The 26,594-nt window shown below is 66.1% G+C and carries 24 protein-coding genes and 1 pseudogene; 11 read left to right on the top strand and 14 right to left on the bottom strand.

From position 1 onward, the window contains the following. The 5 genes from VFV09_10170 to VFV09_10150 all read right to left on the bottom strand — a co-directional run. The coding region (locus VFV09_10170) for an RNB domain-containing ribonuclease (protein HEU4868082.1) at positions 1 to 233 on the bottom strand (233 nt) is incomplete at its 3' end. Between the two features lie 93 nt (positions 234 to 326). Further along, positions 327 to 542 carry a hypothetical protein gene (locus tag VFV09_10165; GenBank protein HEU4868081.1) on the bottom strand — a complete coding sequence of 72 codons (216 nt, stop codon included), beginning with the start codon at positions 540 to 542 and terminating at the stop codon, positions 327 to 329. Positions 543 to 1,345: 803 nt separating this feature from the next. Next, a complete protein-coding gene (locus VFV09_10160) occupies positions 1,346 to 1,876 on the bottom strand; it encodes a ferritin (protein HEU4868080.1) in 531 nt (176 codons plus the stop codon). A 116-nt stretch (positions 1,877 to 1,992) separates the two neighbouring features. Then, positions 1,993 to 2,190 carry a hypothetical protein gene (locus VFV09_10155; GenBank protein HEU4868079.1) on the bottom strand — a complete coding sequence of 66 codons (198 nt, stop codon included), beginning with the start codon at positions 2,188 to 2,190 and terminating at the stop codon, positions 1,993 to 1,995. 90 nt (positions 2,191 to 2,280) lie between these two features. Continuing rightward, positions 2,281 to 5,070 (bottom strand): pitrilysin family protein, encoded by a 2,790-nt coding sequence (locus tag VFV09_10150; protein HEU4868078.1) that lies wholly within the window; start codon positions 5,068 to 5,070, stop codon positions 2,281 to 2,283. Between the two features lie 187 nt (positions 5,071 to 5,257). Between VFV09_10150 and rsgA the strand changes: the two genes are divergently transcribed. After that, on the top strand, positions 5,258 to 6,295 hold the full coding sequence (gene rsgA, locus VFV09_10145) for a ribosome small subunit-dependent GTPase A (protein ID HEU4868077.1): 1,038 nt from the start codon (positions 5,258 to 5,260) through the stop codon (positions 6,293 to 6,295). A 272-nt stretch (positions 6,296 to 6,567) separates the two neighbouring features. On the opposite strand, the gene VFV09_10140 is transcribed toward rsgA, so the two are convergent. Next, on the bottom strand, positions 6,568 to 6,831 hold the full coding sequence (locus VFV09_10140; protein HEU4868076.1) for a hypothetical protein: 264 nt from the start codon (positions 6,829 to 6,831) through the stop codon (positions 6,568 to 6,570). A gap of 190 nt (positions 6,832 to 7,021) precedes the next feature. Here VFV09_10140 and VFV09_10135 point away from each other — a divergent pair, with 190 nt between their 5' ends. Next, the gene (locus VFV09_10135) at positions 7,022 to 8,614 is read left to right on the top strand and encodes a VanW family protein (GenBank protein ID HEU4868075.1); all 1,593 of its coding nucleotides are present in this window, start codon (positions 7,022 to 7,024) and stop codon (positions 8,612 to 8,614) included. A gap of 18 nt (positions 8,615 to 8,632) precedes the next feature. Here the strand turns inward: VFV09_10135 and VFV09_10130 are convergent, their stop codons facing one another. From VFV09_10130 to VFV09_10115, 4 genes and pseudogenes are all read right to left on the bottom strand, one after another. Further along, positions 8,633 to 9,001, bottom strand: a complete 369-nt coding sequence (locus VFV09_10130) for a metalloregulator ArsR/SmtB family transcription factor (protein HEU4868074.1) — start codon at positions 8,999 to 9,001, stop codon at positions 8,633 to 8,635. Between the two features lie 696 nt (positions 9,002 to 9,697). Beyond that, positions 9,698 to 10,621 (bottom strand): annotated as a pseudogene (locus VFV09_10125) (hydrogenase expression protein HypE). A gap of 171 nt (positions 10,622 to 10,792) precedes the next feature. Continuing rightward, positions 10,793 to 11,176, bottom strand: coding sequence for a metalloregulator ArsR/SmtB family transcription factor (locus VFV09_10120; protein ID HEU4868073.1), 384 nt, complete (start codon positions 11,174 to 11,176; stop codon positions 10,793 to 10,795). Between the two features lie 248 nt (positions 11,177 to 11,424). Beyond that, a complete protein-coding gene (locus VFV09_10115; GenBank protein HEU4868072.1) occupies positions 11,425 to 11,937 on the bottom strand; it encodes a nitroreductase family protein in 513 nt (170 codons plus the stop codon). Positions 11,938 to 12,079: 142 nt separating this feature from the next. Here VFV09_10115 and VFV09_10110 point away from each other — a divergent pair, with 142 nt between their 5' ends. Beyond that, complete coding sequence (locus VFV09_10110) at positions 12,080 to 13,969, top strand: ABC transporter ATP-binding protein (GenBank protein HEU4868071.1); 1,890 nt, start codon at positions 12,080 to 12,082, stop codon at positions 13,967 to 13,969. Here the strand turns inward: VFV09_10110 and VFV09_10105 are convergent. Beyond that, positions 13,966 to 14,673, bottom strand: coding sequence for a ferredoxin reductase (locus VFV09_10105; GenBank protein HEU4868070.1), 708 nt, complete (start codon positions 14,671 to 14,673; stop codon positions 13,966 to 13,968). The genes VFV09_10110 and VFV09_10105 overlap by 4 nt on opposite strands. Continuing rightward, entirely contained in the window at positions 14,661 to 15,272 is a 612-nt protein-coding gene (locus VFV09_10100) for a sulfite oxidase-like oxidoreductase (GenBank protein ID HEU4868069.1), read from the bottom strand. Before VFV09_10100 ends, VFV09_10105 begins: the two co-directional genes overlap by 13 nt. A gap of 271 nt (positions 15,273 to 15,543) precedes the next feature. Here VFV09_10100 and VFV09_10095 point away from each other — a divergent pair, with 271 nt between their 5' ends. Then, complete coding sequence (locus tag VFV09_10095) at positions 15,544 to 16,164, top strand: CAP domain-containing protein (GenBank protein HEU4868068.1); 621 nt, start codon at positions 15,544 to 15,546, stop codon at positions 16,162 to 16,164. Positions 16,165 to 16,306: 142 nt separating this feature from the next. Here the strand turns inward: VFV09_10095 and VFV09_10090 are convergent, their stop codons facing one another. Beyond that, the gene (locus VFV09_10090; GenBank protein ID HEU4868067.1) at positions 16,307 to 19,456 is read right to left on the bottom strand and encodes a hypothetical protein; all 3,150 of its coding nucleotides are present in this window, start codon (positions 19,454 to 19,456) and stop codon (positions 16,307 to 16,309) included. A 220-nt stretch (positions 19,457 to 19,676) separates the two neighbouring features. Between VFV09_10090 and VFV09_10085 the strand changes: the two genes are divergently transcribed. From VFV09_10085 to VFV09_10055, 7 genes are all read left to right on the top strand, one after another. Beyond that, positions 19,677 to 20,336 carry a response regulator transcription factor gene (locus tag VFV09_10085; GenBank protein HEU4868066.1) on the top strand — a complete coding sequence of 220 codons (660 nt, stop codon included), beginning with the start codon at positions 19,677 to 19,679 and terminating at the stop codon, positions 20,334 to 20,336. Between the two features lie 107 nt (positions 20,337 to 20,443). Then, a complete protein-coding gene (locus tag VFV09_10080; GenBank protein HEU4868065.1) occupies positions 20,444 to 20,809 on the top strand; it encodes a hypothetical protein in 366 nt (121 codons plus the stop codon). A 59-nt stretch (positions 20,810 to 20,868) separates the two neighbouring features. Then, a complete protein-coding gene (locus tag VFV09_10075; GenBank protein HEU4868064.1) occupies positions 20,869 to 21,513 on the top strand; it encodes a hypothetical protein in 645 nt (214 codons plus the stop codon). Positions 21,514 to 21,741: 228 nt separating this feature from the next. Then, positions 21,742 to 22,368 carry a hypothetical protein gene (locus VFV09_10070; GenBank protein HEU4868063.1) on the top strand — a complete coding sequence of 209 codons (627 nt, stop codon included), beginning with the start codon at positions 21,742 to 21,744 and terminating at the stop codon, positions 22,366 to 22,368. Then, positions 22,365 to 23,288: a hypothetical protein gene (locus VFV09_10065; GenBank protein HEU4868062.1), complete on the top strand. Its 924-nt coding sequence runs from the start codon at positions 22,365 to 22,367 to the stop codon at positions 23,286 to 23,288. Before VFV09_10070 ends, VFV09_10065 begins: the two co-directional genes overlap by 4 nt. Further along, entirely contained in the window at positions 23,285 to 25,060 is a 1,776-nt protein-coding gene (locus tag VFV09_10060; protein ID HEU4868061.1) for an AAA family ATPase, read from the top strand. The genes VFV09_10065 and VFV09_10060 overlap by 4 nt, the downstream gene beginning before the upstream one ends. Before the next feature lie 60 nt (positions 25,061 to 25,120). Then, complete coding sequence (locus VFV09_10055) at positions 25,121 to 25,897, top strand: VOC family protein (GenBank protein HEU4868060.1); 777 nt, start codon at positions 25,121 to 25,123, stop codon at positions 25,895 to 25,897. A 49-nt stretch (positions 25,898 to 25,946) separates the two neighbouring features. Here the strand turns inward: VFV09_10055 and VFV09_10050 are convergent. Beyond that, positions 25,947 to 26,594 (bottom strand): peptidase (locus VFV09_10050; GenBank protein HEU4868059.1); only part of this gene is annotated, 648 nt, incomplete at its 5' end.

Genomic DNA, 26,594 nt, shown 5'->3' with positions numbered 1-26,594 from the left:
GCGTAAGCCTGGTCCAGGTCCATGCTGCCGGGCGGGTCGATGCTCAAGAGCTCGACCTCGCGGCGGTCGGCACGCCCCGGACCGGTGGGAAACTTTCTGAGGGCGACCCGGGCTGCCTCTTTTTCAACCTCCGGCGGGAAGCTCTCGGGCACACCCATGCCTTTGCGGATTCTCTCGAACCCGTCGATCAGCTGGGCGGCGGCCGGGGATACCCGGATCTTGCAAGCTTTCACGGTTCACACCCTATTGCTTCCGGGGCCCGGACATAAAAGCGCCCCGGAAGCCTTTCGGCTTCCGGGGCGCCAACCCGAACTAACTTTCGGGGGTTAAACCTGCTGGATGGTGATTGTCCGGCGGCCGTAGCTCCTGGCTGCTCCGCAGTTGCCGGGGTAGGCAATGTCAAAGCCGCTGCTGTGGCCGATCCGGTCCTCTACCACCAGGGTGGTCCCGGCCCGGGGGCCGCTGAGCACCTGGTAACGGGAGCCGAGGGGCACGCCGTTCATTGCTGCGGCACCGTAGTAGGTGAACCTACCCGAAGCCATCCGGCCAGTAAGGCAGTAGGCCGTGCTGGACACCGTACGAACGGGTGCCGAGGAACGAACCGGGGCCGGGGCCGGTGCTGGTGCCGGGGCGGGCCGTGCCGCCGGTGCTGCTGCAGGCGCCGGTTGAGGCGCCGGGGCCGCTGCAGGCCGGGCGATTACTTCCGCCACCGATGGCCTGGGCGCTGAAATCGATCCCTGCGTGGCAATCGGTGCGACGGGCTGGGGCTGCGCCGCCGGTTTTGCGACTTGAAGCGGCATGGCCGGGACTGGGGCCGGTGCGGGAGCCTCGGTCCGGTTACCCGGCAGGGCCTCCGCAAAGATTCTGTCGACCGACTCGTCGGCGCCGGGGGCTGCCTGTGCAGCCGATACCAGTCCGACGGGGGCGAGGATTCCTGCGATACAAGCGGTTAGTAGTACACGTCTCAAGATGAACCTCCAAGTAGAAGAAACTCCGCAAAACTCCTTTCTCTCGTCGTTTGGGTGCAGCAAAAGAAGCCCTCCGTAGATCGGCTACGGAGTGGCAGCAAAAAAACAGGGGTTTTGTCCCTGGATCCGCCGGTGCGTCGGCGGTATGCCGGATGGCCATTTCCGGCGTGGTTTCGGGGCGGAAACCTGATCCCTGCCCGAGTCCGATACTCGATTTCCGTCGGCCAAAAAGTTGACGGAGGCTGGCCTGTTCTACATGGTCAACCGGGCGGGTCGTAGCCAGACTACCCCGGATTTGGGGTTGTCATGCATTCTTGTGAACGAATGGTCCGGCGAAAGGGATACGGGGAGAGCTGTTTAAGTCCCCCCGATGTCATTTAGGCAGGTGTCTGATCCTCGGTCCCGGTGGCGCCCATGAGCCCTCCCTGGCCAAGCCTCTCGTCGAGAAGGAACAGGCCCTGCGGCGAATCCACCATGCGCCTCACCCAATCGATGATGTCGCTCATGGTCTTCTCCTCCTCCACCTGCTCGGTGACAAACCAGTTGAGGAACGCCTGGCTGGCGAAGTCCTTCTCCTCCTCCGCGATGGCGTAGACGTTGGAGATGGACTCGCTGACGATCTGCTCGTTTTCGAGGGCCTGCTCGAAGACCTCCAAAGCCGACGAGTACGACGACTTTGGCTGGGCGATATCCGAAAGTTGGACCCGTCCGCCGCGATCCTGGATGAAGCTGCGGAACTTCATGGCGTGTGCCCACTCTTCCTGGGACTGGTTGAACATCCACTGGGAGAACCCGGGCAGGCTCACGGAGTCGAAGTAGTCCGACATGCCCAGGTACGTGTAGAACGCCTGGATCTCGAGTTTGAGCTGCGAATTCATCGCTTCTTGCGTGCGGTCCGAAAATGCCAAGATGGCCCTCCTTAAAGGGGAACGGCTTTCACTGTAATCGTTCGAGGGCGCGAATCAGCCCGGAGGGTAGGAACTCAAGCCTGGCATTCATCCGGGGGTACGCCTGATGAGGCGGGTTAACGGGAGGCGGGCGCCCGCTCCGTGGTCACGGACAACGGACCCTTGGGGCCGCCGGAGCCGGAGAAGAATCCGGCGATCCTCGCGTTACGCTCCGCTCGGAAGCCGAGGCGGCACACCGAGGTCCGGTAACAAGCCCACAGAACCAGGGAGCCTGCCGACAGGTAGATCGCCAGCCAGATAAGGGGCGCTGCCATGTCGACTCCTTCAGTCCCGTTGTTAGGTATTACTAACTCTTTTCTCACTACCAGCCTACACCGACGAGTTTGTAACGCAATACCCAATTTTTAGATCTTCGGCACCAGGCCGTCGGCGTCCCGCAGAATCACCGGTCCCAGGCCCAAAGATCCAAGCTGCTCCTCGGTGGCGGCCCTGTCCCCTACTGCAATCACCTTGACCGCGTCGGGCCTCAGGTACCTCTGCGCAACGGCCGCCACGTCGGAAGCGGTCACCTTGGACAGGCGGCTCTCCAGCCCGGCGTAGTAATCCTGGGGCAGTCCCAGGGCGTACAGGTGGGCGACCGTGCCGGCCGTCGAGCCGTTCGTCCGGAACAGGGAGGGAAGCGATCTCAGAATCGACTCCCTGGACTCCCTAAGCTCGGCCTCGGTAATGCCCGACTCCTTCAGCTTGGTCATCTCCACCAGGGTGCGGTCCACCGAGGCCCCAGCATGCTCGCGGGCAACCGACATCGAGACGTACAGCAGGCCGGGCTCGGTGCCCTGCGACATCTCCGAGTCCACCCCGTAGGTGAAGCCGGACTTCTCGCGAAGTGTCTGGTTGAGGCGGCTGGAGAACAGGTCTCCGAACACCTGGTTAACCAGCTGAAGCTTGCTCCAGTCCGGGTCATCCCGTGCCAGGCCGGGCTGGGCCAGGACCAGCGCGGTCTGGGGCGCCCCCGGACGGTCGACGAGAAACAGCCGGTCGCCGGATGTTTCCGGGGCCGGAGGAGACCGCCTCGAGGGCTCGTCACCCGTCCAGTCGCCGAAAACCCTTTCGGCAAGCCGCCTGGCTTCTCGTTCGTCGAGGTCTCCGGTCAGGATCAGTGCCGCGTTCGGCGGCCGGAACACATCCCGGTGGGTGCGCACCAGGTCGTCCCGGACGGCTGCCCGGTTCGCCTGCTCGGTCCCCAGGCCCAGGTGGCCGTAGGGGTGCACATCCCCGTAGTGTTCGCGCCACATCACCTTGTACGCCGAGGTCATCGGCTGGTTGCGCTGCTGCTGGAGGGCGGCCAGCCGCTCGCTGCGGATCCTTTCGACCTCCGCCAGGGGAAAGGTGGGCCGTAGCACCACGTCGCCCAGGATCTCGACGGTTTCATCGAGGTTGGGCTTCAACGACTGGGCGACCACCCAGCTCGCCTCCCGGGATGAGCCCGTTTCGAGAGTCGATCCCATGGCGGTGACCTGGTTGGCGATCTGCAACGAAGAACGCTCCCCTGCGCCCTCGTTCAGCATCTCGGAGGTGAACGAGGCAAGGCCCGGCATACCGGCCGGGTCGCCGGCAGTTCCCGACCGGGCGGTCAGCTGTACGGTTACCAGGGGCAGCTCGGGACGGCTGACCAGGTGAACCGTGAGCCCGTTGTCGAGCTTGAACGTGTCGGGCAGGGGAAGCTCGGCCACTGGGGCATCGGTCGCCCTCGGAACCGTGTTGCGCCAGGGCTCGGCCGAAACCGGGCGCGGACCGGGATCCTCGACGGGCGGGGGTGGGGCCGGAGGGTCCGGCGGGAGCACCTTCGGGCCGGGGTTGACGTGAACCACCACCCGGCGGTTTCGGGCCAGCTCCTCCCGCATGAAGTCCCGGACGTCGTCGGGTCCGGTCTCCCTGAAACGTGCCAGGTCCTTTGCAAGCTGGTCCGGGTCCCCGAAGAAGTGGTTGTAGGCGTTCAGGCGGTCGGCAACTGAGTCGGAGGGCTCCAGGCTCTTCAACGTCACCGCCAGGGTCGATACCTTGGCCGCCTCGAGCTCGGAGGCGCCCGGGCCCTCGTCGGCCATTCGGTTGACGACCAGCCCGATGGCGGTCTCCAGCTCGGCTGCGGTGTGGCCGGGCTTGGCCGTGGCCACAATCTGGAACACCGAACCGTGGGTCAGGCTGCGCAGGTCGGCGCTCACCGACTGGGCGATCTGGAGGTCATGGACCAGGTCCCGGTACAGCCGGCTCGCCTTTCCACCCCCCAGCATCCGGGCGGCCAGCCCCCCGTGCGCGTCCTTCTCGAAGTCGTTCTCCACCACCCACGACAGGTAGACCGCCGGCAGCTCGACGGTGTCCGTGACCACCACCCGCTTCTCCTCGGTTATTTCCGGCACCACGACCTCTACCTCCGGCACCTCAGGCCCCCTGGGAATCGAACCGAAGTACTTGTCGACCATCCGTTTGGTCCGGGCGATGTCGATGTTGCCGACCACCGCCAGGCTGGCGTTGTTCGGCCCGTAGTAACGGCGGAAGAAGTCCCGGACCTCGTCCAGCTCGGCCGACTGAATGTCGGTGTGCGAGCCGAAGATGTAGTGGTGGTAGGGGTGGTCGGGCGGGAACAGCTGCCGGTAGACCTCCTCCCGGGCCAGGCCGTACGGCGCGTTGTCGACGTTCTGGCGGCGCTCGTTCCGGACCACGTCCTGCTGGTTGCGCAGGGTCTTGAGGTCGACGGCGTCCAGGAGGAACCCCATCCGGTCGCTCTCGGCCCACAGGGCCAGCTCCAGCTGGTCGGACGGCACGTCCTCGAGGAACGCGGTGCGGTCCAGGTCGGTGCTCCCGTTGACTCCGGTCGCGCCGACCGCCTGAAGCGTGCTGTAGTAGTCGCCCCGGCGGTGTCCCGACTCCTGCAGCATCATGTGCTCGAAAAGGTGTGCAAAACCTCTCCGGCCCTCCACCTCGTTGGCCGGGCCCACCGAGTACCAGAGGTTGACCGACGCTATCGGGATCCGGTCGTCCTTACTCAGCGTGACGTCGAGGCCGTTGTCCAGGGTGTAGTGCTCGAAATCCAGCTCGGGGCGGATCGATGCGATGTCTCCCCCGGGGCGAACGCACGACCCTCCGAGGAGCAATGCCGGCAGGAGGACGCAAAACGGTGCCCAACGCCTCCTCATCTGCCCAAGATACATCGGACCCCCTCACGGAGCCCCGACGGATCTGCCTATACTGGTAGATACCTCGCAAAACGTCCGGGAAGGAGGAGACGCCATGCATGCCGCCGTTTCCTCCGCGCGCTGCTAGCCGCTTTCCCCGATCAGTTCGCCGCCCCTTGCGGCTTGAATACGAGGTAGAAAACAACAGATGACAAACCCTTCTTTTTCTTTGCGTTCCCTGGGCTGGGACGACTACTGGACCGCCCAGATGGCCGAGGTGACGATCGCCGGCGCCGAGCCCGCGCGGGTCATCAGGCGTGACCGCGGCTGGATCCGCGTGGCAACCGATGACGACGTCCGGAATATCGAGATCGCCGGGCAGACCGGCGAGATGGTTACCGGCGACTGGGTCGCCGTGGCCGGCGACCGCCTCCTGGCGACCCTGCCCCGCAGGGGGGTTCTACGCCGCAGCGGGCGGGGCGGGGTGGAGCAGCTCCTGGCCGCCAACGTGGACATCGTCCTGCTGGTCTGCGGGCTTGACCGTCCGGTGACCCCGGGGCGGGTGCATCGCGGGGCAGTGCAGGCATGGGATGCGGGGGCCAACGCCGTGGTGATCCTGAACAAGGCGGACCTGTTCGACAACTCGGCGGAGATTGCCGAGGCAATCGCCCGGGAGACGCCGGGCCTCGAGGTGCTCACCGTGTCCTCGAAGAGCGGAGACGGGCTGGACGCGGTCAAGGCGGCGATTCAGGGCCGGACGGCCGTGCTCCTGGGCGAGTCGGGAGCCGGCAAGTCGAGCCTGCTCAACAGCCTGGCCGGCAGCGAGCTGTCGGTGGAGGGAGCGGTTCGGGAGAGCGACTCCAAGGGCAAACACACCACCGTGCGCCGTGAGCTGTTCCTGCTGCCCGACGGCGCCGTTGTCATCGACACGCCGGGCATCCGGGCGTTTGGGCTTGCTGCGTCCACCGAGTCGGTGGAGGCGGCGTTCGAGGACGTCGAGGAGCTGGCGATGCAGTGCCGCTTCGGCGACTGCGGGCACGCGACCGAACCCGGCTGCGCGGTGAAGAAGGCCATCGAGGACGGGACTCTGAGGCGGGAACGGCTGGAGACCTACCTGGGACTGCGTAAGGAACTCGAAAGCCAGGTCTTACGGTCCAACCCGCACGAAAAGCGCCGGCAGGAGCGAAGGTTTGCCCGGGCCGTCCAACAGGGTCAGGAAGCCAAGCGGGGCCTTCAGGACGAGTGAGCTAAAACTTGAGCGGGGCTGCGGGGGGCTCAGGCCGTCCGCATTCTTGCTTCGAGAAGGACCGGCTTGGCCGCCGCCACCCGTGCCGCAAGGCTGTTGAGGTTTCCTGCCGACTGGCAAACCGACCGGCGGATCCTTTGGCTATCCGTCATTACATTTCCCTTCCAGGCCTGTTCCCCGAAATCCATAAGAAGACCTTACGCTTCGGAGGCGGAGCAAACATCTGCCGGATGGCCCCCTTTAGGCAGGCCGAATGTCCCGAACTTTTGGGACTACCGGGCATACTCCGAGTAGGCGCCGGTGGCTATGAAGATGACCAGCAGGATGACCGCCACGAGTCCGAGGGTCAGGCCGGCCAGGGCAAGCTTGCGGTTGGGGCCGCCGTCCTTGGTCCGGGAGACCCCGATTGCCCCCAGCGCAACGCTCACCGGGCCCAGGACTCCCGAGGTGTAGACACCCAGGAACGGGATCACCAGGATCACCATGGCGAAAATGGCGCACAACAGGGATCCGAGGGCGAAGGCACGAGGTTTCATGGCGGTGCACAGAATAACTCTTCGGGCCTGCCACAAGGCAACTCCTGGCGAACAAACCGGAGCCGGCACGAGAACGGTGTAGGTTGGGATCGGCGGAGCGCTCGCCCACCCACTTATGCAGAGAAGCCGAGGACACCACAGCTCCCGTAGAAGGCCGGGCCGCAAGGCCTTCTTTCTGATCGGACTCCCCATGCTGCTGGCGGTCTCGGTGGTGGTCGCCTGGGCTCTCGACGGAGGGCAGAACGGCAGGGTCGCGCGCAACGTGGCTCTGGCCGGCAAGCCGGTGGGCGGGATGAACCTCGAGGAGTTGACCGCCGTCGCAAACCGGGTCGCGGCCGAGTACTCCGAGGCGCCGGTACAGGTCGTGGCCCCGCAGGGAGGCTTCGCCACCACTGCCCGGTCCCTGGGCCTGGCGGTCCAGGTCGAGCCCACCGTGACCGACACCCTTGCCCTGGAGACCGCCGGATCGATCGTCGACCGTATCTGGGGCTGGCTGAAGTCCTTCTTCACCGAACGCGAAGCTCCGGTGCGCATCTCCGTGGACCGCAAAGCGGTCTACCAGGTGGTGGACCAAGCCGATCCGGGCCCCCGCACCCCTCCAACCGAGCCTGCCATCCGGGAGGTCGAGGGACGGCTGGAACCGGTCGCAGGCAAACCGGGCACCGGGATCGACGCTGCTCAGGTCATCGAGACCCTGCCCGACGCGGCCGCCGGGGGCTTGCCGATCAGGGTGGAGGTCGACCGGGGAGAGGTCGCTCCCCGGTTCACTTTGGAGGACGGTCGCCGGCTGGCCGAACAGGGCGAGGAGCTGACCGCCCCCGGGCTGGACGTGAAGGCGGGCGACCAGCAGGCGTTGGTTCCGCCCGAGACCCTGCGCGCCTGGCTGCGACGAGGCTCAACCGAGGACGGTTTGATCCTGAGGGTCGACCAGAAGGCTGCGACCACATCCGTCCGCAAGCTGCTGGACAAACCGAACCCGGCGCCGAAGGACGCCGCCTTCGACGTGGTCGACGGCGTGGTAACGATCGCCCCGGGCGTGCCCGGCCTCGGCTGTTGCGCCGACACCGCCGGCGCGATCCTCGAAACCGCGTTGTTCAGCTCACCGGTCCGCCCGGTCGATCTTCCGGTGGTCGAGATCCCGCCCAAGGTCAGCGCCGACGAGCTCTCGCTGTCCGGGATCAAAGAGCTGGTGGGCACCTTCACCACCAACCACGCCGCCGGGCAGCCCCGGGTCACCAACATTCACCTCATGGCCGACCTGATCCGGGGTCAGGTGATCGAGCCGGGCGAGACGTTCTCGGTGAACAAGTTCGTCGGAGAGCGCACCACCGAGAAGGGATTCGTCGTGGATGCGGTCATCCAGGACGGCAAGTTCGAGGAGTCGGTGGGGGGCGGGATCTCGCAATTCGCCACCACGCTGTTCAACGCCGCCTTCTTCGCCGGCCTGGAGTTCCCCGAGTACCAGTCGCACAGCCTGTACATCTCCCGCTACCCGTACGGCCGGGAGGCAACGCTTTCCTACCCCAACCCGGACCTGCAGATCCGAAACTCCAGCCCGCACCCGGTGCTCATCTGGCCGACCTACACGCGGTCGAGCATCACGGTGAGCCTGTACTCCACCAAGTGGGCCAACGTCGCGCAGACGGGTCAGACCGAGGAGGCCAGGGGACCGTGCAAGCTGGTGCGCACCCAGCGAACGATCACCTTCGTGGCCGACTCGTCGACCAAAGTTGACCGGGTGAACGCGCTCTACCGCCCTGCCGAGGGCATCAACTGCGCATGAGGTAGGCGGGTGCGGCGGCTAGGCGGACTGCGTGGTGTCCAGGCTCCTGAGGCGAAGGCGCCGGCCTGCGGCGGAACGGCTCGCCACCTCGAGCAGCTTACCGACCCGGTCGCCTCCCAGGCTGTAGACGACCGTCTTGCCGGATTTGCGGCTGGTCACCACCCGGGCGCTGCGAAGCACCCTGAGAGCGTCGGCAACCCGGCTGGAGGGGGCGCCGGTCCAGGTGGTCAGGTCGTCGACGGAAAGGGGGCCCGCTTCCAGGAGGGCGTAGAGGATACCGGCCCGGGCGGGGTCGCTGAGCAACCCGAAGAGCTCGGCCAGCCTGCCGCTCTCGATTCCGCCTGCAGGGTGCCCAAGAACGTCCACACCGCTCCCATCGCCAGCCATGCTACATATTAGCGTCCGAGCGGTCGCCCGGGGCAGGGGCGGGCTGAGATTTTCCTAGCGCTTTTGCTGAAAGTTTCGCGTTTAGGCCGGCCCGGATTGGTCCTCCGGCCTCCAGCGCCGCACCAGGCGGGCGTCTTTCAGGACCTCTCGTGACCGATTCTTCACTTTGGCCGTACCTGTAAGCGAAATAATCTGCTCGAAGCGAGGGCTGTCGAATGCGGGCGACATGATCGCCGACTCCCGCGCTGCGTTGGCCTCCTTGGTCGACCGAGTCCAGATCAGGCTCACCGACCCGAGGTCGATCCTCACAAGCTCGGGCTGCGAACCGGAACGCTCGAGCCATGCCCTGGTCTCGCGCCAGGTCAGGTCCCCCCTCGTGTCGTTTCCCGACTCCGGGATGATCAGGCCCAGGGCGTTGGCCTCAACGCCGACGAAATCGTGCAGCGCCTCCAGCCACGCCATAGCGTCGAGCTGAGTGCTCCACCCGAGGAAGACCCGGTCCTCGTGGACCTCGACCCGGAAGTGATCCGCCTTGCCGACCGGGTAGTGTCGAGCGACCCGCCCGCCGGCTTCGTATACGCGGAATGCCGGGAGGTGATCGACGTTGGGAACATCCCAGTGGGGCATGGTACCGACGGCGACCGGAGAGGGACGCTCCCATCCGGGGGTTCGTTCCCCCTTTTTCATCGATTGTTTGCGCAGGACCCTCAGGACGGGGCCATAGCTGAAACGAGCGACGTTGGCCGAGAGCCGGACCGGGAAAGCCGAATCCATGAACGGCATGAACTTGTCCGGGAAGCCGGGCATCGTGCAGCCGATGCAGATTCCCCCGACGTTCGGACAGCCGCCCCGGCCCCTGAGCCAGCCCCTCACGCCCACATTGCACTTAGCCACCGGGCCCTTGCAACCGAGTTTGACCATGCACCTGGACGACCCGTACTCGGTGGCGAACTCACCCTGCTCGTAAAACCCCGCCCGATCGCAACTCTCGTGGACCGTCCGGTTGAACAGCCACGTGGGGCGAAGCGAGTCGTCCAACTCGATTGCCGGCGCCTTACCGGAGAGCATGAGGGTCAGGTAGAGCAGGGTCTCGGTGATGTTGTCGGGCTGGGCGGGGCACCCCGGTATACAAACGATCGGCACGCCCGCCGAGGACCGCCAGTCCCAACCGAGGTAGTCGGGCAGGCCCATGGCGCCCGTGGGGTTGTTCCTCATCGCCGGGACCCCGCCGTAGGTGGCGCAAGTCCCGACCGCCACCACTGCCGCAGCCCGTGAAGCCAGCCGGTTGATCCAGTCGGTGGTGGGTATCGGCTGGCCGCTCTCGGGATCTGCGCCCAGGCCTGCCCAGTAGCCCTCTCCGCTCAACTTCTCGTTTGGAATCGACCCCTCCACCACCAGGATGAACGGTTCCAGCTTGCCTTCGGCTGCATCGAACCAGGCGCTGAGGAACTCCTGGCCGTTCTCGAACGCCAGCAGGGGGTGATGGAGCAACAGGCGGGGCATACCGGGAACGATGCCCTGCACCAGGTCCTCGATGCTCGGGCTGGTCGCCGCCGTCATGGAGAAGGAGTCCCCGTCGCAGCTGAGCGCCGCCGTCATCCACAGCGCGTGGATGACCATGCGCTCGGTCTTGTTCTGGGCGGGTGCGAACTCTACAGGCAGGGCTGAACCCCCGGCAATCCATGAGGCGAAGAGCAGGCCGCCTTGGCGCTGGGGGTACGGGACATTGGCTTGCCCGCGTTGTGCGCCCTAAGTCCGCAGCGAGGGTTGAGCAGTCTCGCTTTCATGGATCTAGGGGTCGGTAGGTGGTGAGGCCGGGGACGCCTCCGCCATGTCGGGGTGTTCCAACTGCGTCAGGATGTCCCGGGCTTCGCTGAGGGACGCCGCAATGACGTCCTTCGCCACCTCCAGCAGGTCGAAGACCCGGGAGTCCGAGACCGTGTAGAGGACCGACGAACCCTTCTTTCGGCTCTGGATGATGTTGGCCCTGCGCAGGGTGCCCAGATGCTGAGAAAGATGCGAAGGCTCGAGCCCGACGCCGGGAATCAGCTGGGCAACGCTGTGCTCGCCGTCCCGCAGCAACTCCAGTATCTGGATGCGGGCGGGATGAGCCAGAGTGCGAAAAAGTTCGGCCCTGACCTGGTAGATGGGACGGGGAATTTGACTACCCTCCAACAACCTCCACGCACCGGCGTGATCGACGCGGATTATATCGCAGTGCAAATTCTCAAGTCGACATGAAATTTACAATTTGCTGACTTGACGATTATCTAAAGTCTCCATAAAATGCCTCATCCTCTCTGACCCCAAGGAGCCGACTTCCAAAGGGCACAAGGAGAAAGCAGAGTCACACGCCATGGTGACCTGCAGATAAGGGTCGCTTGCCTGTGCAAGCGGCCCTTGTTGGTTCCGGGCCACTCGTCTTAGGGCCGGTAGGGCGTCCCGAATTCCTCCAGGGAGACGACCTCTGCAGTGGGCCGGCGCTGCTTGTTGCCTTTGCCCACCTGCTTGGCCGGGTAACCGAAAGGGATTACCGACAGCAGTTCGAGCTCGCGGGGCACCTTCAGCATCTTTCCGACGTGGTCGAGCATGCCGGTGAAGCCCACCCAGTTGGAGCCGACCCCCTCCGCCCAGGCGGTCAGGACCATGTCCTGGATCGCGCGGCTGCCGTCGGATACCGCAAGGGGCGACCTCTCCACCGCAACCGCGACGGCAAAGGCGGCCGACGCCACATAGGGCCCGCTGCGGATGGCGGCGCCCAGCTCGGCGATCCGAGCCCGGTCCCTGACGACGATGAAGTGCCACGGCTGCTTGTTCATTGCGCTGGCCGTCAGCCGGCCGGCCTCGAGGATTCGGTCGACGAGCTCGTCGGGGACAGGCCTGTCCTCGAACGCCCTTACTGCCAGAACGGTCCGGATTGCTTCAAAAACTTCCATTGCTTTCGACTCCCTCGGGTTTTTCGATAACCCAGCATCCTCTTTTTACAGGATCAGGGCCGGGGAATTTTTGCTTGACCTCCAGCCCACTTGAACTCTTAAGCTGGCAGTGGTTGGTTTTCAGAAGCGAAAGGGTGGGCTGATGGACGTCGACATGTCGGGCTGGATGGCGCTGGACAGTGCCATGAAGGGCAACGAACGCAAGACGGTCAGCCGGGCGACCCTCAAGCGGGTGGTCAAGTTCGCCGGGCCGCACCGCCGCAAACTTGTGGTCTTCATCATCCTCAGCACTCTCGGCGCCGTAATAACCGTGGCCACCCCGGTGCTCGCCGGAAAGGTGGTCGACGCAATCGTCGACGGCGGTAGCGTCGGGACGGTCGTCGGCCTGGCCATGATCATTGCCCTGCTGGCCGTGGTGGACGCGGTCAACGGCGTTGTCGAACGCAAGCAGTCGGCGGAGATAGGCGAAGGCCTGATCCTGGACCTGCGCCAGTCGGTCTTCAACCACGTCCAGCAGATGCCTCTTGCCTTCTTCACCCGTACCCGGACCGGCGCCCTGGTCAGCCGCTTGAACAGTGACGTGATCGGCGCCCAGCAGGCATTCACCTGGACCCTGTCGTCGGTGGTCAGCAACGCGATCGCCCTGGTGCTGACGCTGGTCGTGATGTTCAACTACTCGTGGCAGATCACCGCGCTGGCGCTGGTCCTGCTGCCGGTCTTCGTGATCCCCGCACGCCGGTTCGGCCGCAAGATCGCCGGGCTGGAGAGGGAAGCGGCCGACCACAACTCGGCGATGACCACCCAGATGACCGAGCGGTTCTCCGCCCCCGGGGCCACACTGGTCAAGCTGTTCGGACGCCCTGCGGTCGAGGCGAAGGAGTTCGGCGAGCGGGCCAGCAGGGTGCGCGACATCGGCGTCAAGACCGCCATGGCGCAGTGGGTCTTCCTCAGCGCCCTCGGGCTGGCTTCGGCGCTCGCGCTGGCGCTCGTCTACGGACTCGGGGGATTCCTCGCCCTGGAGGGGGGCCTGGAGGCCGGAACCGTCGTCACCATGGCGCTCCTGCTGACCCGCCTCTACGGTCCGCTGACCGGGCTGGCGAGCGCTCGGGTGGACGTGATGTCCGCCATGGTGAGCTTCGAGCGGGTCTTCGAGGTCCTGGACGTAAAGCCCCTGATCACCGAGAAACCCGACGCGGTCGAGATCCCCGAGGGCCCCGTCTCACTGGAGTTCGACGACGTGCGCTTCGCCTATCCGTCGGCCGACAAGGTTTCGCTCGCCTCCCTGGAGGAGGTGGCGGTTTTGGACACTCGCGGCGGCGAGGAGATCCTGAAGGGCGTCTCCTTCCGGGTTGAGCCGGGACAGATCGTGGCCCTGGTGGGGTCCTCCGGGGCCGGCAAGTCGACCATCGCCAGCCTGGCCCCCCGCCTCTACGACGTGGACGAGGGCGCCATCCGCCTGGCCGGGATCGACGTGCGGGACGTCTCGTTCAAGTCGCTGCGCGAGACGCTCGGCATGGTGACCCAGGACGGGCACCTGTTCCACGACACCATCCGGGGCAACCTGCTCTTCGCCCGCCCCGACGCCACCGAGGATGAGTTGTGGGAGTGCCTGCGCCAGGCCCGGCTGGTCGACCTGGTCGAGGCGCTGCCGGACAAGCTGGACACGATGATCGGCGAGCGGGGTTACCGCCTGTCGGGCGGAGAGAGGCAGCGGCTTACGATCGCCCGTCTTCTAGTCGCCCGGCCACGGGTCGTGATCCTGGACGAGGCGACGGCCCATCTCGACTCAACGTCCGAGGCGGCAGTGCAGGCCGCTCTCGCGACTGCGCTGGCGGGCAGGACCGCACTGGTCATCGCCCACCGGCTGTCGACCATCCGCAACGCCGACCTGATCCTGGTGATCGAGGACGGAAAAGTGGTCGAGCGGGGAACACACGAGTTCCTCCTGGCCCGCCAGGGACGCTACGCCGAGTTGTACGACACCCAGTTCGCCCCGAAGCCGGAGGGCGAAGAGGCGGTCGAGGTCGCCTAGTGACCCGTCGGCCCAAAACGTTCGGTCTTGATACGGTCCGGCTCGTACCCCGCCTCCAGCAGCAGGTCCGTGGCGCTCTCCACAAAACCGTTTGAGCCGCAGACGAAGGCCCAACCCGAGTCGAAGGCAGCTTCGGCGACCATCTTTTCGTCGATCCGCCCGGTGCGGCCAGTCCACCCTTCGGGCGCCGACCGGCTGAAAGTCAAGGTGGTCTCGTCGCCCAGTTCACCGGCAAAGATCACGTCGTCCCCGGTTCTCACCGAGTAGACCAGCCTCATCGGCAGATCGGGCGCAGTACGCCGGCGGTGCCGGAGCATCGACATCAACGGGACCACCCCCGAGCCTCCTCCTACCAGTAGTGCCGGCGACTCACCCCTCCACACGAAGTAGGAGGCAAATGGGCCTCGGATCTCCACCTGATCCCCCTCGACCACCACATCGTGGAAATAAGCCGAGACCTCCCCCTCCGGCAGGCGGTCGATAGTCAGCTCGACCTCCCCGGTGTCGAGGGGTGACGACGCCACCGAGTAGGACCGCAGCGCCCGGTACCCGTCGGAAGCGGTCAGACGGACGTCGTAGTGCTGCCCCGGCAGATGTGGCACCCACTCGGGGAGGCTCAGGCGGTACGACCGGACGCTGGGGGTCTCTTCCTTGACGGAGATAACCGTCGCGATCTGCCAGCCGGGCGACTTCAGTCGTTCCAATACCGCTGCTCACGCCAGGGGTCGCCCCGGTTGTGGTAGCCGTTGGCCTCCCAAAAGCCCGGGTAGTCGTCCTTCAGGACCCGGATTCCGGAAACCCACTTGGCGCTCTTCCACAGGTACAGGTGCGGCACGAGCAGCCGGACCGGGCCTCCGTGTTGCGGTGAGAGCGGCTCGCCCTCGTGCTCCCAGACCAGCCACGCCTTGCGGCCGGTCAGGTCCTCCATCGGCAGGTTGGTTGTGTATCCGCCCGCCGACCGGACGATGGCGAATGCGCCCTCCGGCTGGACCTCGTCCCAGAAGGCGTCGAGCGACACGCCGCCGAAGCTCGTGTCCAGCTTCGACCACTTGGTCACGCAGTGAATGTCGCACTGGATGTTCTCGAACTCCATCGCCCGGACCTGGTCCCAGGACCACTCACGGGAACTCGCGACCTTGCCCTCGATGGTGAAGCGCCACGTTTCCAGGGCGACCTTCGGCGTAGGCCCGGCGGAGAGGACCGGAAAGCCCTTCTCGTAGTACTGCCCCGGCGGCAGGCGGCGGGCCAGGTGGGCCGGCGCCCGGCGGCCGCCCCCGAAACCCCGGGAAACGAAGTCGACCATTCACCCTCCTTGCTCGCGTCCGGCCGGCGCCGTCAAGCGTAGCCGGACATGCGTTCAAACGACGTCCAAGAAGTGAGTAAGTCCCGGCCTCAAGCCGTTACGGGCATGCTTTGGGAATCACTGTTCGTAGCCGCACACCACTTCCGGTGGCCGAAAGTACTTAAGAGTTCGGGGACTCTGCCGATCTAAGGGGCGAGCCAACTCAATAATCAATCTAAAAGTCCGGAGTCAATCCTTGGATTTAGTTGGTCTTTCCGTTCGCCGTCCCCAGATGCTTCTGCGCCTAGCTGCGGCCGCAGCCCTGACCTTCCTCCTCATCTCCGGCACCCCTGCCGCAGCAGCCCAACCCCGAACGGGTGAAGAGGCCTCGGCTGAGAGCCAGTTTCTCTCCATGACCAACGCCAGCCGGAGCCAGGCGGGCCTCGGTTCCCTCTCGGAAAGCGGCCGCTGGCTGGAGCCTGCCAGGGATCACTCCGAGCAGATGAGCGTCACACACTCGATCTTTCACGACCCCAACCTCTCCGGCGAAGCGGCCTCGATCGGGTGCTGGAAGCGGGTGGGCGAGAACGTCGGCCGGGGCTTTTCGATTGATGCGATCCACGCCGCTCTGATGAACTCCCCGACCCACCGTGCGAACATCCTTGGTGACTTCGACGAACTCGGTGTCGGCGTGGAGATCGCGCCGGACGGAATGATCTACGTGACCCAGCGATTCCTGAAGGGCTGCTCGGCCACCCCCGTTGCAGCGCTGTCGGCTGCAGCACCTGCGGTACAGGCCCCCGCAGCTGCAGCTCCCCGCCCGGTTGTGGTGGCCGCCCAGAAAGTCGCCGCTCCCGCTTCGGTCGTGGCGGCCGGGCCCGTGACCGATTTCCCGTTCGACCTCGGTATCTGAAAGTAGAGACCACCGCCCCGCTCCTGTCGTCCGTCCCGCTAGAGCCGTCGCAGGAGGTACAGAAGCGGTGCGGTGGAAACTTGTTGAACACCGGGGATCCGGCCGGCTATGCCCCTGACCGGATCCCCGAGTGCTTCTTCGCCTACCGGACCTTGGCGTTGGTGCCCAGGGTCTTGCGGCTGAACCACACGAGGGCAGAACCCCCTGCCAGCAGAATCAGCGCCACCGTCAGGCCCATGGCGATGTTCAGCCCGGTCTGTGGAAGGGTGACTCCCAGGACCTCGACGAACTCCGCCGGAGGTTCCGGGGTGGGAGGCGATGCCTGGTTAGGAATCTGCTGGGTGTTCGCGATGACCACCCCGCGTACCTCCGCTGCAATGTCGTTGTTGGTGATGGTGCACACCTTTGCCTCACCGAGCGCCATTGTGCCCTCGCAATCTTCGGAGAGGGTGCCTGCGTAGCCTCGAACCTCCTCCTCACTGACCTCGTAGGCGCCGGCGTCGATCTGCACCAGGGTCCCGGTCTCACTGCCCTGGAAGGGCTCCGGGTCGGTTCCCGTGGAATCCACGGAAATCCGGAAATCGGAGGCAGTCCTTCTGCCGCCGTCGTCGTTGATCACTCGTTTGATCACGGTCAGCCCGGCGGGCAGATCGGTGTTGGTCACAGTGCAGGTGGCGGTCTCGCCTACCGCCAGCACCCCCGAGCAACCCTCGGAGAAGGTGCCGGCGTAGCCGTCGACCTCTAGCTCGGTGACGCTGTAGGAGCCTGCGTTGAGCGCAACCTCGGTGCCCACCTGGGAACCGGGGAAGCTGGCGGGGACCGCGGACTCTCCCTCGACTGCCAGGGTGAAGTCGCCCGCTTCCAGAGTGCCGCCGTTGTCGTTTTCCACCGTCTTGATGACGGTGAGCTTGGGCTGGATGTCGTCGTTGGTAATGGTGCATACCTTGGACTGGCCCAGGCCGACGGTTCCGGTGCAGTCTGCCGAGTAGGTGGCTGCGTAGCCTTCATTCTCGGTCTCGCTGACCGAGTAGGTTCCGGCCATCAAGGAGACCTCGGTTCCGGCCTCATCGCCGGGGAACTCCGCCGGGTCTACCGAGCTGCCGGTGACCTCGATGTCGAAGTCTTCGGCCTCGCGCGTGCCTCCGTTGTCGTTGACCACGTGCTTGACAACGGTGAGTCCGGGGGCCGCGTCGTCGTTGATGACCAGGCAGGTCCTGGTCTGGCCGACCGTGATGGTTCCGCTGCAACCGTCCGAGTATTTGGCGGCGTAACCGTCGACCGCTGTCTCGGCCACCGAGTAGGTTCCGGCGTTAATGGCGACCTCGGTCCCTTCTTCCGAGCCGGGGATGGAAGGCGGGATAGGGGACGATCCGGTGACGTTCAGGCTGAAGTCACCCGGCACCAGGGTGCCGCCGTCGTCGTTCACTACCTCCTTCTTCACGATCAGCATGGGCTGGATGTCGTCGTTGGTCACGATGCAGGTCCTGGTCTGCCCGACGGCGATGGATCCTTCACAGTCCTCGGAGTAGCCGACGGAGTAGCCGACATGGGAACCCTCGGTCACCGAGTAGGCGCCGGCGGAGATCCCGATCTCGGTTCCCGCGGCGCTGCCGGGGAACGGGTCCGGGTCCTCCCCTGGGGCGGTGACTTCAATGTCGAAGTCGGCCGGGGTCTTGGTGCCGCCGTTGTCGTTGATCACGTTCTTGACCACGGTGAGCTTCGGCTCGATGTCGTTGTTGGTCACGACGCAGGTCCTGGTCTGCCCGACCGCGATGCTGCCCGAGCAGCCGGGCGAGTAGGTGGTCAGGTAGCCGGGGTCCGCGGTTTCGGTAACCGAGTAGGCGCCGGAGTTGACGGCGACTTCGGTTCCGCCTGCGTCTCCGGGGAAGGAGGCGGGGACGGGCGAGCTGCCGGTGACGTTGATGGTGAACTGGCTTGCGGATTTCGTGCCGCCGTCGTCGTTGACGACGTTCTTGACGACGTTGAGGCCAGGGGGCTGGTCGTCGTTGGTGATGGTGCAGGTCCTGGTCTCACCCCGGCCGATGGTGCCGGAGCACCCGTCGTAGGTCGGGGCGTAGCCGCTCACCTCGGTCTCGGTGACCGAGAAGGATCCGGCGTCAAGGGTGACCGAAGTTCCCGGTGATTCCTGGCCCTGGAAAGACGACGGAGTTGCGCCGCCGGCATCAACTTCAATAGCGAAAGCGGACGCTGCCGCATCGCCTCCGTTGTCGTTGACCACGTGCTTGATGACATTCAGGTGTGCGGGCTGTGCGGTGTTGACGTAGGTGCAGTCGACAACCGATCCTGCCGTGATCTGGATGTCCACCTTGCTGGTGGCGCCATCGCGGGTCCCACTCGACCCAGCCGAGGCGGTACAGCTAAGGGACGTGAGATCGTATCCTGCCGCGGCGGTCTCGGTTACCGAGTAGCTGCCGGGCAGCAGGTTAACGAAGCTTTTTGTGTTGGAGAGGGTGCCGTCGCCGTCGTCGTCCAGGGAGAACGAAGAAAGCCCGGTCCCGGTGGTGGTGAAGCTGAAGTCCGTCGAGGCGTTGGGCACCGTGTCCTTGTGGACGACGACCCTGCCGCAGTTGCTCACAAAGACGGGTACGGGGGCGATGAAGTCCTTCATCTTCGACTCGAACGAGTGAGATGACCGGCTCTTCAGGTACGCAGAGCCGAAGTTCACGCACTGCCCGGCCGGAAACAGGCCGCTGGCCGTAAGGTCGATGACCGCTTCTCCGAAGTAGTGGTCGCCGTTCGCATCGGTGTTGAACGAGCCCTCCGCGAAGGCCCCCAGCAGGTGCTCGGAGCTCCAGTCGCTGCCCTCCCACAGACGGTAGGCCATCTCGACGGTGGTTCCGCCGTTGGCGATGGCGTAGGTGATCAACAGGTCGTTCACGGTTCTGACCGGGGTGACGCCGTTGGCGCTGAGCGTGCCGGACTGGTTGAACTCGAAGTCCATGTCCGTGGCTCCGCCCTGGTCCGGCTTGCGCTCCCAGCTGAGATACAGGTAGTCGTGGCCGCCTGCCTTCTCAACGGCGAGGTGGAAGTTCTGTAGGTCGGCTTTGTCGGGGACTCCCCCGGTCTCCACCGGGGGAACCGCGGTGTCCTCGTGTACCCCTTCGGCGAACGAGTTGTCCCCGCTGCCGCTGGGAGTGTCGTTTTGGACAACTAGGCCCGCCGCGGCTGCGTCCAGGGTTCCGTCGGTGCCGGCGAACGTCGAGCTGCCGATGGCTCCGGCGGGAACCGCAAAGAAGAGACCGGGCACCGCCAGCGCCACAAACGCCGCCACGGTCGAGGACCACCTGCGCCTTGATCCACTTTTCGACTTGACAAGAGCACCGACAGACCTGCGACCACTGAAACTTCCGTTCATCCCAACCTCCCTAGGCTCTTGTCCCAGAGTGGGCGGGATGTAGTCCCGAAAGAGTCTCGGGTAGTCCCCTTTTTGAGGGGCCGTTCGGCCTGAATCGTTAGGGTCCTAAACAATCCCCAGGAGTACAATTCCCGGTGTGGAAACACTCCGCGTGATGATCGTCGACGACCACGATGTCGTCCGGATGGGATTGAAAGGCTTCATCGACGCCGAGCCCGATCTGAAGGTGGTCGCGGAAGCATCCAGCCGCGCTGAGGCGGTCTCGAAGGCACGGTTGCACAAGCCCGACGTGGTGATCATGGACGTGCGGATGCCCGACGGAAGCGGTATCGACGCGTGCAGGGACCTGCGCAACGAAAGCCCGGACAGCCGGGTCATCATGCTGACCTCCTACTCCGACGACACGGCCCTGTTCAGCTCGATCATGGCCGGCGCGGCCGGCTACCTGCTCAAGCAAACCAGCGCGGCAGACCTGGTCGGCTCCATTCGCAGCATCGGGGCCGGGAACGCCCTATTGGATCCCCAGGTGACCATGGCGGTCCTGGACAAGATCCGGACGGCCCACTTCGGCAACAAGGACCCGAAGCTGTCGCACCTGACACCTACCGAGGACCGCATCCTTGAAAGCATCGCCGAGGGCTTCACGAACCGGCAGATAGCGGACCGGGTCCACCTCTCCGAAAAGACGGTCAAGAACTACGTCTCGTCGATCCTCAAAAAGCTCGACGTCAGCCGCCGGGCGGAGGCGGGGGTTTACCTGAACCGAGCCCGGCAGATGGGCACGGCCGAGGAGTAGCGCCTAAAAGGGACCATTTGTCCCAAAGAACACAGTCCGTTCGGCTCTGTTTGGCGGGACCCTTCGGGGTTCATGCTGTAAGCGCAAAAACGACTTGGGGGTCGACGGTGAAGCGCAAGATACTGGTGATCTGGACCTTGGTGTCGAGCAGCCTGGTCATGCAGATCGTCGGGCAACCCGTCTACTCGGTCGACGTCACCAGCTCCTTCCCCGCCACCAGCGACTCCGTCTGTTCGCAGACCTACCAGGGGACCTTCGAGTCGTCCACGAACTACCGGGCCTGCACCGTCGAGGACCCGCAGACCGGCAAGGTCATCTACGCCGGATTCGGGTCCGATCGCTTCGACTGGGTGCAGGCCACCCGGATTTCGGCAGCCGCCCCTGCGGGCGACGCCGAGCTCGGACCCGCCACCGCCGGCTGTGCACGCCCCGACGGGGCGCCAAATGACGACTGGGCCCTGGCCTGCATGTAGTCCTTCGAAGCCTTCGAGAGTAGGATTTCCCGGCTACCGCCTACTTGGAAGGGATGCCGGTGGAGAACACGAAATCCTGGGTCCGGGCCGGCCTGTGGCTTCTGCCCGTGTACGGCGTCCTGACCTTCCTGGCCACCCTGACCCACCAGCCGGACCCCCAAACCGAGTTCGAGAGCTGGAGTGAGTACGTCACCACCGACGTGTTTCTGATCAGCCACATCTTCGGCAGCATCTTCGGCACGGCGGTGGGGATCCTGGGGCTCGTGGCACTCACCGCCTACCTGGCAGGTACGCGACGGTCGGGGCTGGCCGTCGCCGGCTTCACGCTTGCGGTGATAGGCAGTGTCTTCGTCGTAGCGCTCTTCGGCATCGCCGCCGGTGCCCAGCCGGCACTGGGTAACGCATTCCTTGCGGGCAACGCCACCGCCGAGGACCTCTACAACAGCGTCTACTCGGCTCCTGTCTTCGGGATCGCCGGGGCAGGCGTGCTGCTGTTCTCGCTGGGGTTCGTGCTGTTGGGCATAGCCGCCGCTGCGGTGGAGACGCTTCCCCGCTGGGCTGCGGCCGGGCTCGCACTCGCGGGGCCGCTGATAGGGATCGCCGGTTTCATCATCGGCCAGGCCCAGACCCTCGGCTCGGTGCTCATGGTGGCGAGCGGGGTGGGCATCGCCCTGGCGGTGCGTCGGGAGTTGGCGGTTCAATGATGTGGCGGTCGCCCATTTTGTTTGGGCGACCGGACACATCCCCAGAGAGGCCTGCCGGCCTGCAATCTTTAGGAAACTTCGCTCCCCGAACCTGGCCCCCGGGCTTGTCGTTCGGCTCCAGTTCGGGGAGTCTTCAATGAGCTAATCGAGATTGCGGCGAAAATCGAAAGTGCGAGCCGGCTTTCGATTGCTCCCGGCCACTCGATACCTTCGACAAAGGTGAATTGATTGCACGACGGCCTTAGCCTGCCCGAAGGGGTGGACCGGACGGAGTACGACAGACTGAGGCGCCTAATGTGGGCCTCGGTTCAGCGTGTCTGGAGGGGAGATCGTGAGGTCGTCGCCGGAACGGACCCTTGGAGCGTGGTCGATGAAGCGTGGACCTCAATGGCGGCGAACGGATTCCAGTGCGCCGGGCCGTTCCCGGTTTTCGCCTGCCGGGTTGCCCGCAACAAGGCGATCGACGCTCTCAAGCGGGCCGAGGTCCGGCGTCTTGGCCCGTCCCTCGACGCAACCCGCCCCGACGACGAGGGCAACGAGATGCGCCTGGTCCCCCTCGAAGCCAGCACGGCCAGCGCCGAAGCCGAGTTCTTCGACGCCGAGCGCCTGGCGGGCATCACCCAGGCCATCGAGTACTCACTCACCAAGGTCGAGAAGATGGTGTTCCTAGCCGTGCGGGTGGACCGCAAGAGCGGGGCTGCCGTCGGACGGGAGCTGGACCCTCCCCTGTCGGGCCAGAGGGTCGGCCAGATCCTGGCCGGAGCGGTGGTCAAGATCCACAACTCGCTGAGGGCGCTGGAGGACGACCAGCTGTCGAAGCTGGTGCCCCAGCAGGCCGAAGGGCGGGGACGATGAGCGAAGCAGAAGACCAGGTTCAGGACGCCGTCGCCCGGTGGCTCGAGTACTCCGAGCTCGGCGGCAGGCCGCCGGACTTCGGCGACCTCTCACCGGAGGTCCGCAGCCAGGTGGACGAGATCCTAGCGATGCTGGACCAGACCGAAGGCATCGCTCTCCGGACCGCCTACCCGGACGACACAACCTCGGCGGGGCCGAGCCCCGGGCGTTCGGCCGCGCAGCTCCTCCAGACGGCCTCCGCCGAACCCGACCGGGAACTGCTCTACGAGCTGGATGCGTGGCTGCCCGCCGGCACTCCGGTCGACGTCGACGGCGCCCCCGCCGGGTTCTCTCTTCCGGGCCTGCCGGTGGCTGCGAGCTGGACGGTCGGCACCACCGGCGGAAGGGTGAGGGTCTGGCGCATCGACGTACCGGCGGCCACCGAGCTGGAGAAGGACACCTCGCACCTGGTCAGCCTGGACCGGGTCTTCCGGGCATTCTCGGAGACCGCAGCGATCTGCCTGGTCTGCGGCGACCTGAACTGCCTGCTGCTCGAACCGCAGGACTGTGCGCCGGTAATCGAGGTCCCTGCGGGCGGGGTCACCCCGCGCCGGTACCGCCGCCCGATCCAGGCGGTGGGCGAAGCCCTCTCGTCCTACATCCGGGAACTGATCCCGGCCTGGGAGGCCCTGCCCCGGTTTGAAACCGGGAGCGCCCACGCGCTCGACGTGTCGGCCCTGGCGGCCGAGGCGGCCAACGGGGCGGTCGGCATCCAGAAGGCCCTCGGCGTCCGGGCCCGGTACCCGAAGAAGGAGGTCCTCAGCGCCCTGGGCGAGGCCGAGGCGGGAGCCCTGGCACAGATGGCCATCTCGCTCTACGAGGGCCGGAACACCGCGGAGGAGGTGGCGGCCCAGTTGAGAACGCTGGCCGGCGCGCCGTGATCCTCCACCTCCGGCTCCGCAACTGGCGGGCCTACGGGGAGCTGGACCTGGAGCTCGGCCCGGGGACGACGTTCATCGTCGCGTCGAACGGCGTCGGCAAGACCTCACTGATCCTGGCGGCCGCCTGGGGCGTCTTCGGCGACGCCTCGTCCGTCAACGCCGCCGAGGAGATCCGGGGCGACTCCGAGAGCGCGTCCGTCGAGGTGGTCCTGCGGCTCCCCGAGTCGGGCAACATCACGATCTCCCGAACGGTGAACCGCAAGGGCCAGTCGAAGCTGGAAGCCACTTTGGGCGAACGGGTCATCACCGACCAGGCCGAGCTGCGCTCGCTCATGGCGGACGAGCTCGGCGGCGACCCGCTGGTTCTGGCCCGCCTGACGTTCCTGGCCCACGGGGGGTCGCTCGAGAGCGCCAACGGCGAGTTCCAGCTGCGGGAGCACCTGGCAAGCGTCTTCGGGGTCACCCCCCTCCTCGACGCGGCCGCCGCCGCCGACAAGCTGGTGAGCGAGGCCGCTGCGGCCGCCCGGAAGCTCAAGGCCGGCCAGAAGACCGACAAGGCGGAGACCGAGAAGCTGATGGCTGCCGTGACCTGGGTCGACGAACAGCTGGTCTCCACCGCCGTCGACCGCAGCGATGCGCTGGAAGCCCAGGCGGCGGCCGAGGAGCAGCGCCGGCTGGCCGAGGAGTGGGATCGCTACCGCGCCGCCCAGCAGGAGCGCCGGGACCGCCTCGACGATCTGGCCTCCCGGGCCGGCTCGTTCCTCCCGGGCAAGATAGCCGCCGCCGACGTGCCCGACGAGCTGGAACGCGCGGAGCAGGAACTGAACGAGCAGCTTTCCACCGCGGCCGCCGATCTGGCCGCCGCCCGGGCCCAGCTGAGCATGATCGAGGAGGCCCAGACCCAGCTGAAGGGGGCCGGCGCGGTGTGCCCGACCTGCCTTCGGCCCCTGAGCGAGCACGACTCCGACACCGCCCTCCAGCAGCACAACGACCGCCTGACCGACCTACGGGAACGCTCGGCAGCCGCCGAACAGGTGGTGACCAGCCGCCGGGCCGAGCTCGAGTCGCTCCGGGAGGTTCTCTCCGAGGTTCGATCGCTGGCCGCTCCCAACATTCCTCCGGGCGATGAGATCAGCCCGGAGGAGCTGGAGCCCGCCCGAACCGCCTACGAGGAGGCGAGAACCCGGGTCCAGGAGCTGGACCAGCTCATGGCCGAGCTGGCCGCCGGCCGGAGGGTGACCGAGGCCCGCATCGGGGACCTCGCGGAGGCCGAGAGGCAGACCGCCGAGATCCTGGCCCTCATTCGGCAGGAGGCCGTCGGCCGAGCCGCCGCGGACGCCTTCCGTGCCACCGCCGACGCGATCACCAAGGAGCAGATCGAGCCTCTGGTCGCCGAGGTCGGCCGGCGCTGGAAGATGATCTTCGGGGCCGAGGGCCTGCGCCTCAGCCCCCAGGGCGAGGTGACCCGCCAGATCGGCTCCCGGGTGCTGCCCTTCCGGTCGCTGAGCGGTGGCGAGAAGGTGTGGGCCCTGCTCCTCACCCGCCTTTTGATCACCGGCGCCTCGACCAACGCCCCGTTCGTATGGCTCGACGAGCCGCTGGAGCACCTCGACCCCCGCCTCAGGCGCGTGGTGGCCGGCACGCTGGCCCGGGCGTCCGACACCGGGGGCCTGCGCCAGGTCGTTGTGACCACCTACGAAAGTGAGCTCGCCCGCCAGCTGATGGAGGATGTGCCTTCGGCCTCGCTGATCTACGTCAGAGGCGCCGGCTAACTTTCGATTTTCAGATCCGCCTCGATAACCCATCAGACAGCAAGCCCCAGGAGGAAGTACATGAGCGACGAGATCACCTACCAGCACGGAGAGCCCATTTGGCACGACCACGGATCGGACCACGACGCCAAGGCGGTTGAGTTCTACTCGGCGCTGTTCGGGTGGGAGTGCGAAGAGGGCGACCCGAACATGGGCGGCTACCGCAACTGCTACCTCGACGGAAAGCTCGTCGCCGGAATCACCCCCCAGATGTCGCCGGGGGTGCCGCCGGTCTGGTCCTCCTACATCTGCGTCGACGACGCCAACGCCATCGTCAAGCTGGTCGAGGAGAGCGGCGGCCGGTCCCTGTTCGAGCCCCTGGTGATCGCCGAGTACGGCACGATGGGCTTCTTCTTCGACCCCACCGGGGCCGCCTTCGGCGTCTGGCAGCCGGGCACGCACAAGGGCGCCCAGGCCCGCAACGCACCGGGGACCGTCTCCTGGTACGAGCTGGTGACCACCGACGTGGAGGCCTCCTCCAAGTTCTACTCCGCAGTCTTCGGCTGGACCGCCCAGAGCCACGGCCCGGCGGAGGGGCCCGGGGGCTACAACGAGTTCAAGCTGGGCGACAAGGTCGTCGCCGGCATGATGGCCAAGCCCCCGATGATGCCCGCCGACGTCCCGGCGCACTGGGCCGTCTACTTCGCAGTGGACGACACCGACGCGGTCGCCGCCAAGGCCACCGAGCTGGGTGGAAAGGTCCTGATGGGCCCGGTCGACATCCCCCCGGGCCGGTTCGCCGCAATCCTGGACGCCACCGGCGCCTACTTCAACATCCTGAAGACCAGCCGGGGCTGACCGGGTGAAGCAGCAGGAGGGGCGCCGGCAGGCGCCCTTTTTGTTGTCTTCAGCCCGTAGCTGTTGAGATGAACCGCGAGATCTCCTGCTCGTAGCGGGCCGGGTCGACGTTCCACGACCGCACGTGCCCCGCCTCCGAGAACTCCACCACACGCAGGTTGGGGCCCGCCGTCTCGGCGAGCCGGCGGGTGACCTGCACCGGGATGGTCTTGTCGGCGATTCCGTGCAGGACCAGCATCGGCACCTCCAGCTCGCCGGCCTCGGAAATGTAGTCCAGGTCGTCGAACTCGATGTCGTAGCGGAGCTCAGCTATGGCCTTCGCCGCGCCGACCAGGCTCTTCGGTATAGGCAGGCCGAGGCCGGGCAGGGTCCGCTCCGACGCCTCCTGGCTGATGGCCGCGCCGAAATCGAGGTTCGGGCTGTCGAACCCGAGGCCCTTCACCTCGGAAGCCAGCTCCGACTCCTCCATGAACGAAACTGCGATCGCTCCGCCGGTCGACATGCCGAACAACGTGACGCCGGCCGCGCCGTGGTCCTTCGCGTAGCGGACGGCGCCTTCGAGGTCCTCCCACTCGGTGAACCCGAAGCGGTAGTAGCCGCTCGGGTCCCTGGGCTGACCGGGGTCGTTTCGGTAGGCAACCGAAAGCACCGGCAAGCCGGCTTCGATGAACGGCTTCATCGGGCGCATGGTTTCCGA

Source organism: Actinomycetota bacterium (assembly GCA_035759705.1).
In the GTDB taxonomy this organism is placed as follows: domain Bacteria; phylum Actinomycetota; class CADDZG01; order JAHWKV01; family JAHWKV01; genus JAJCYE01.
This window is presented reverse-complemented; position numbering and strand designations above follow the sequence as displayed.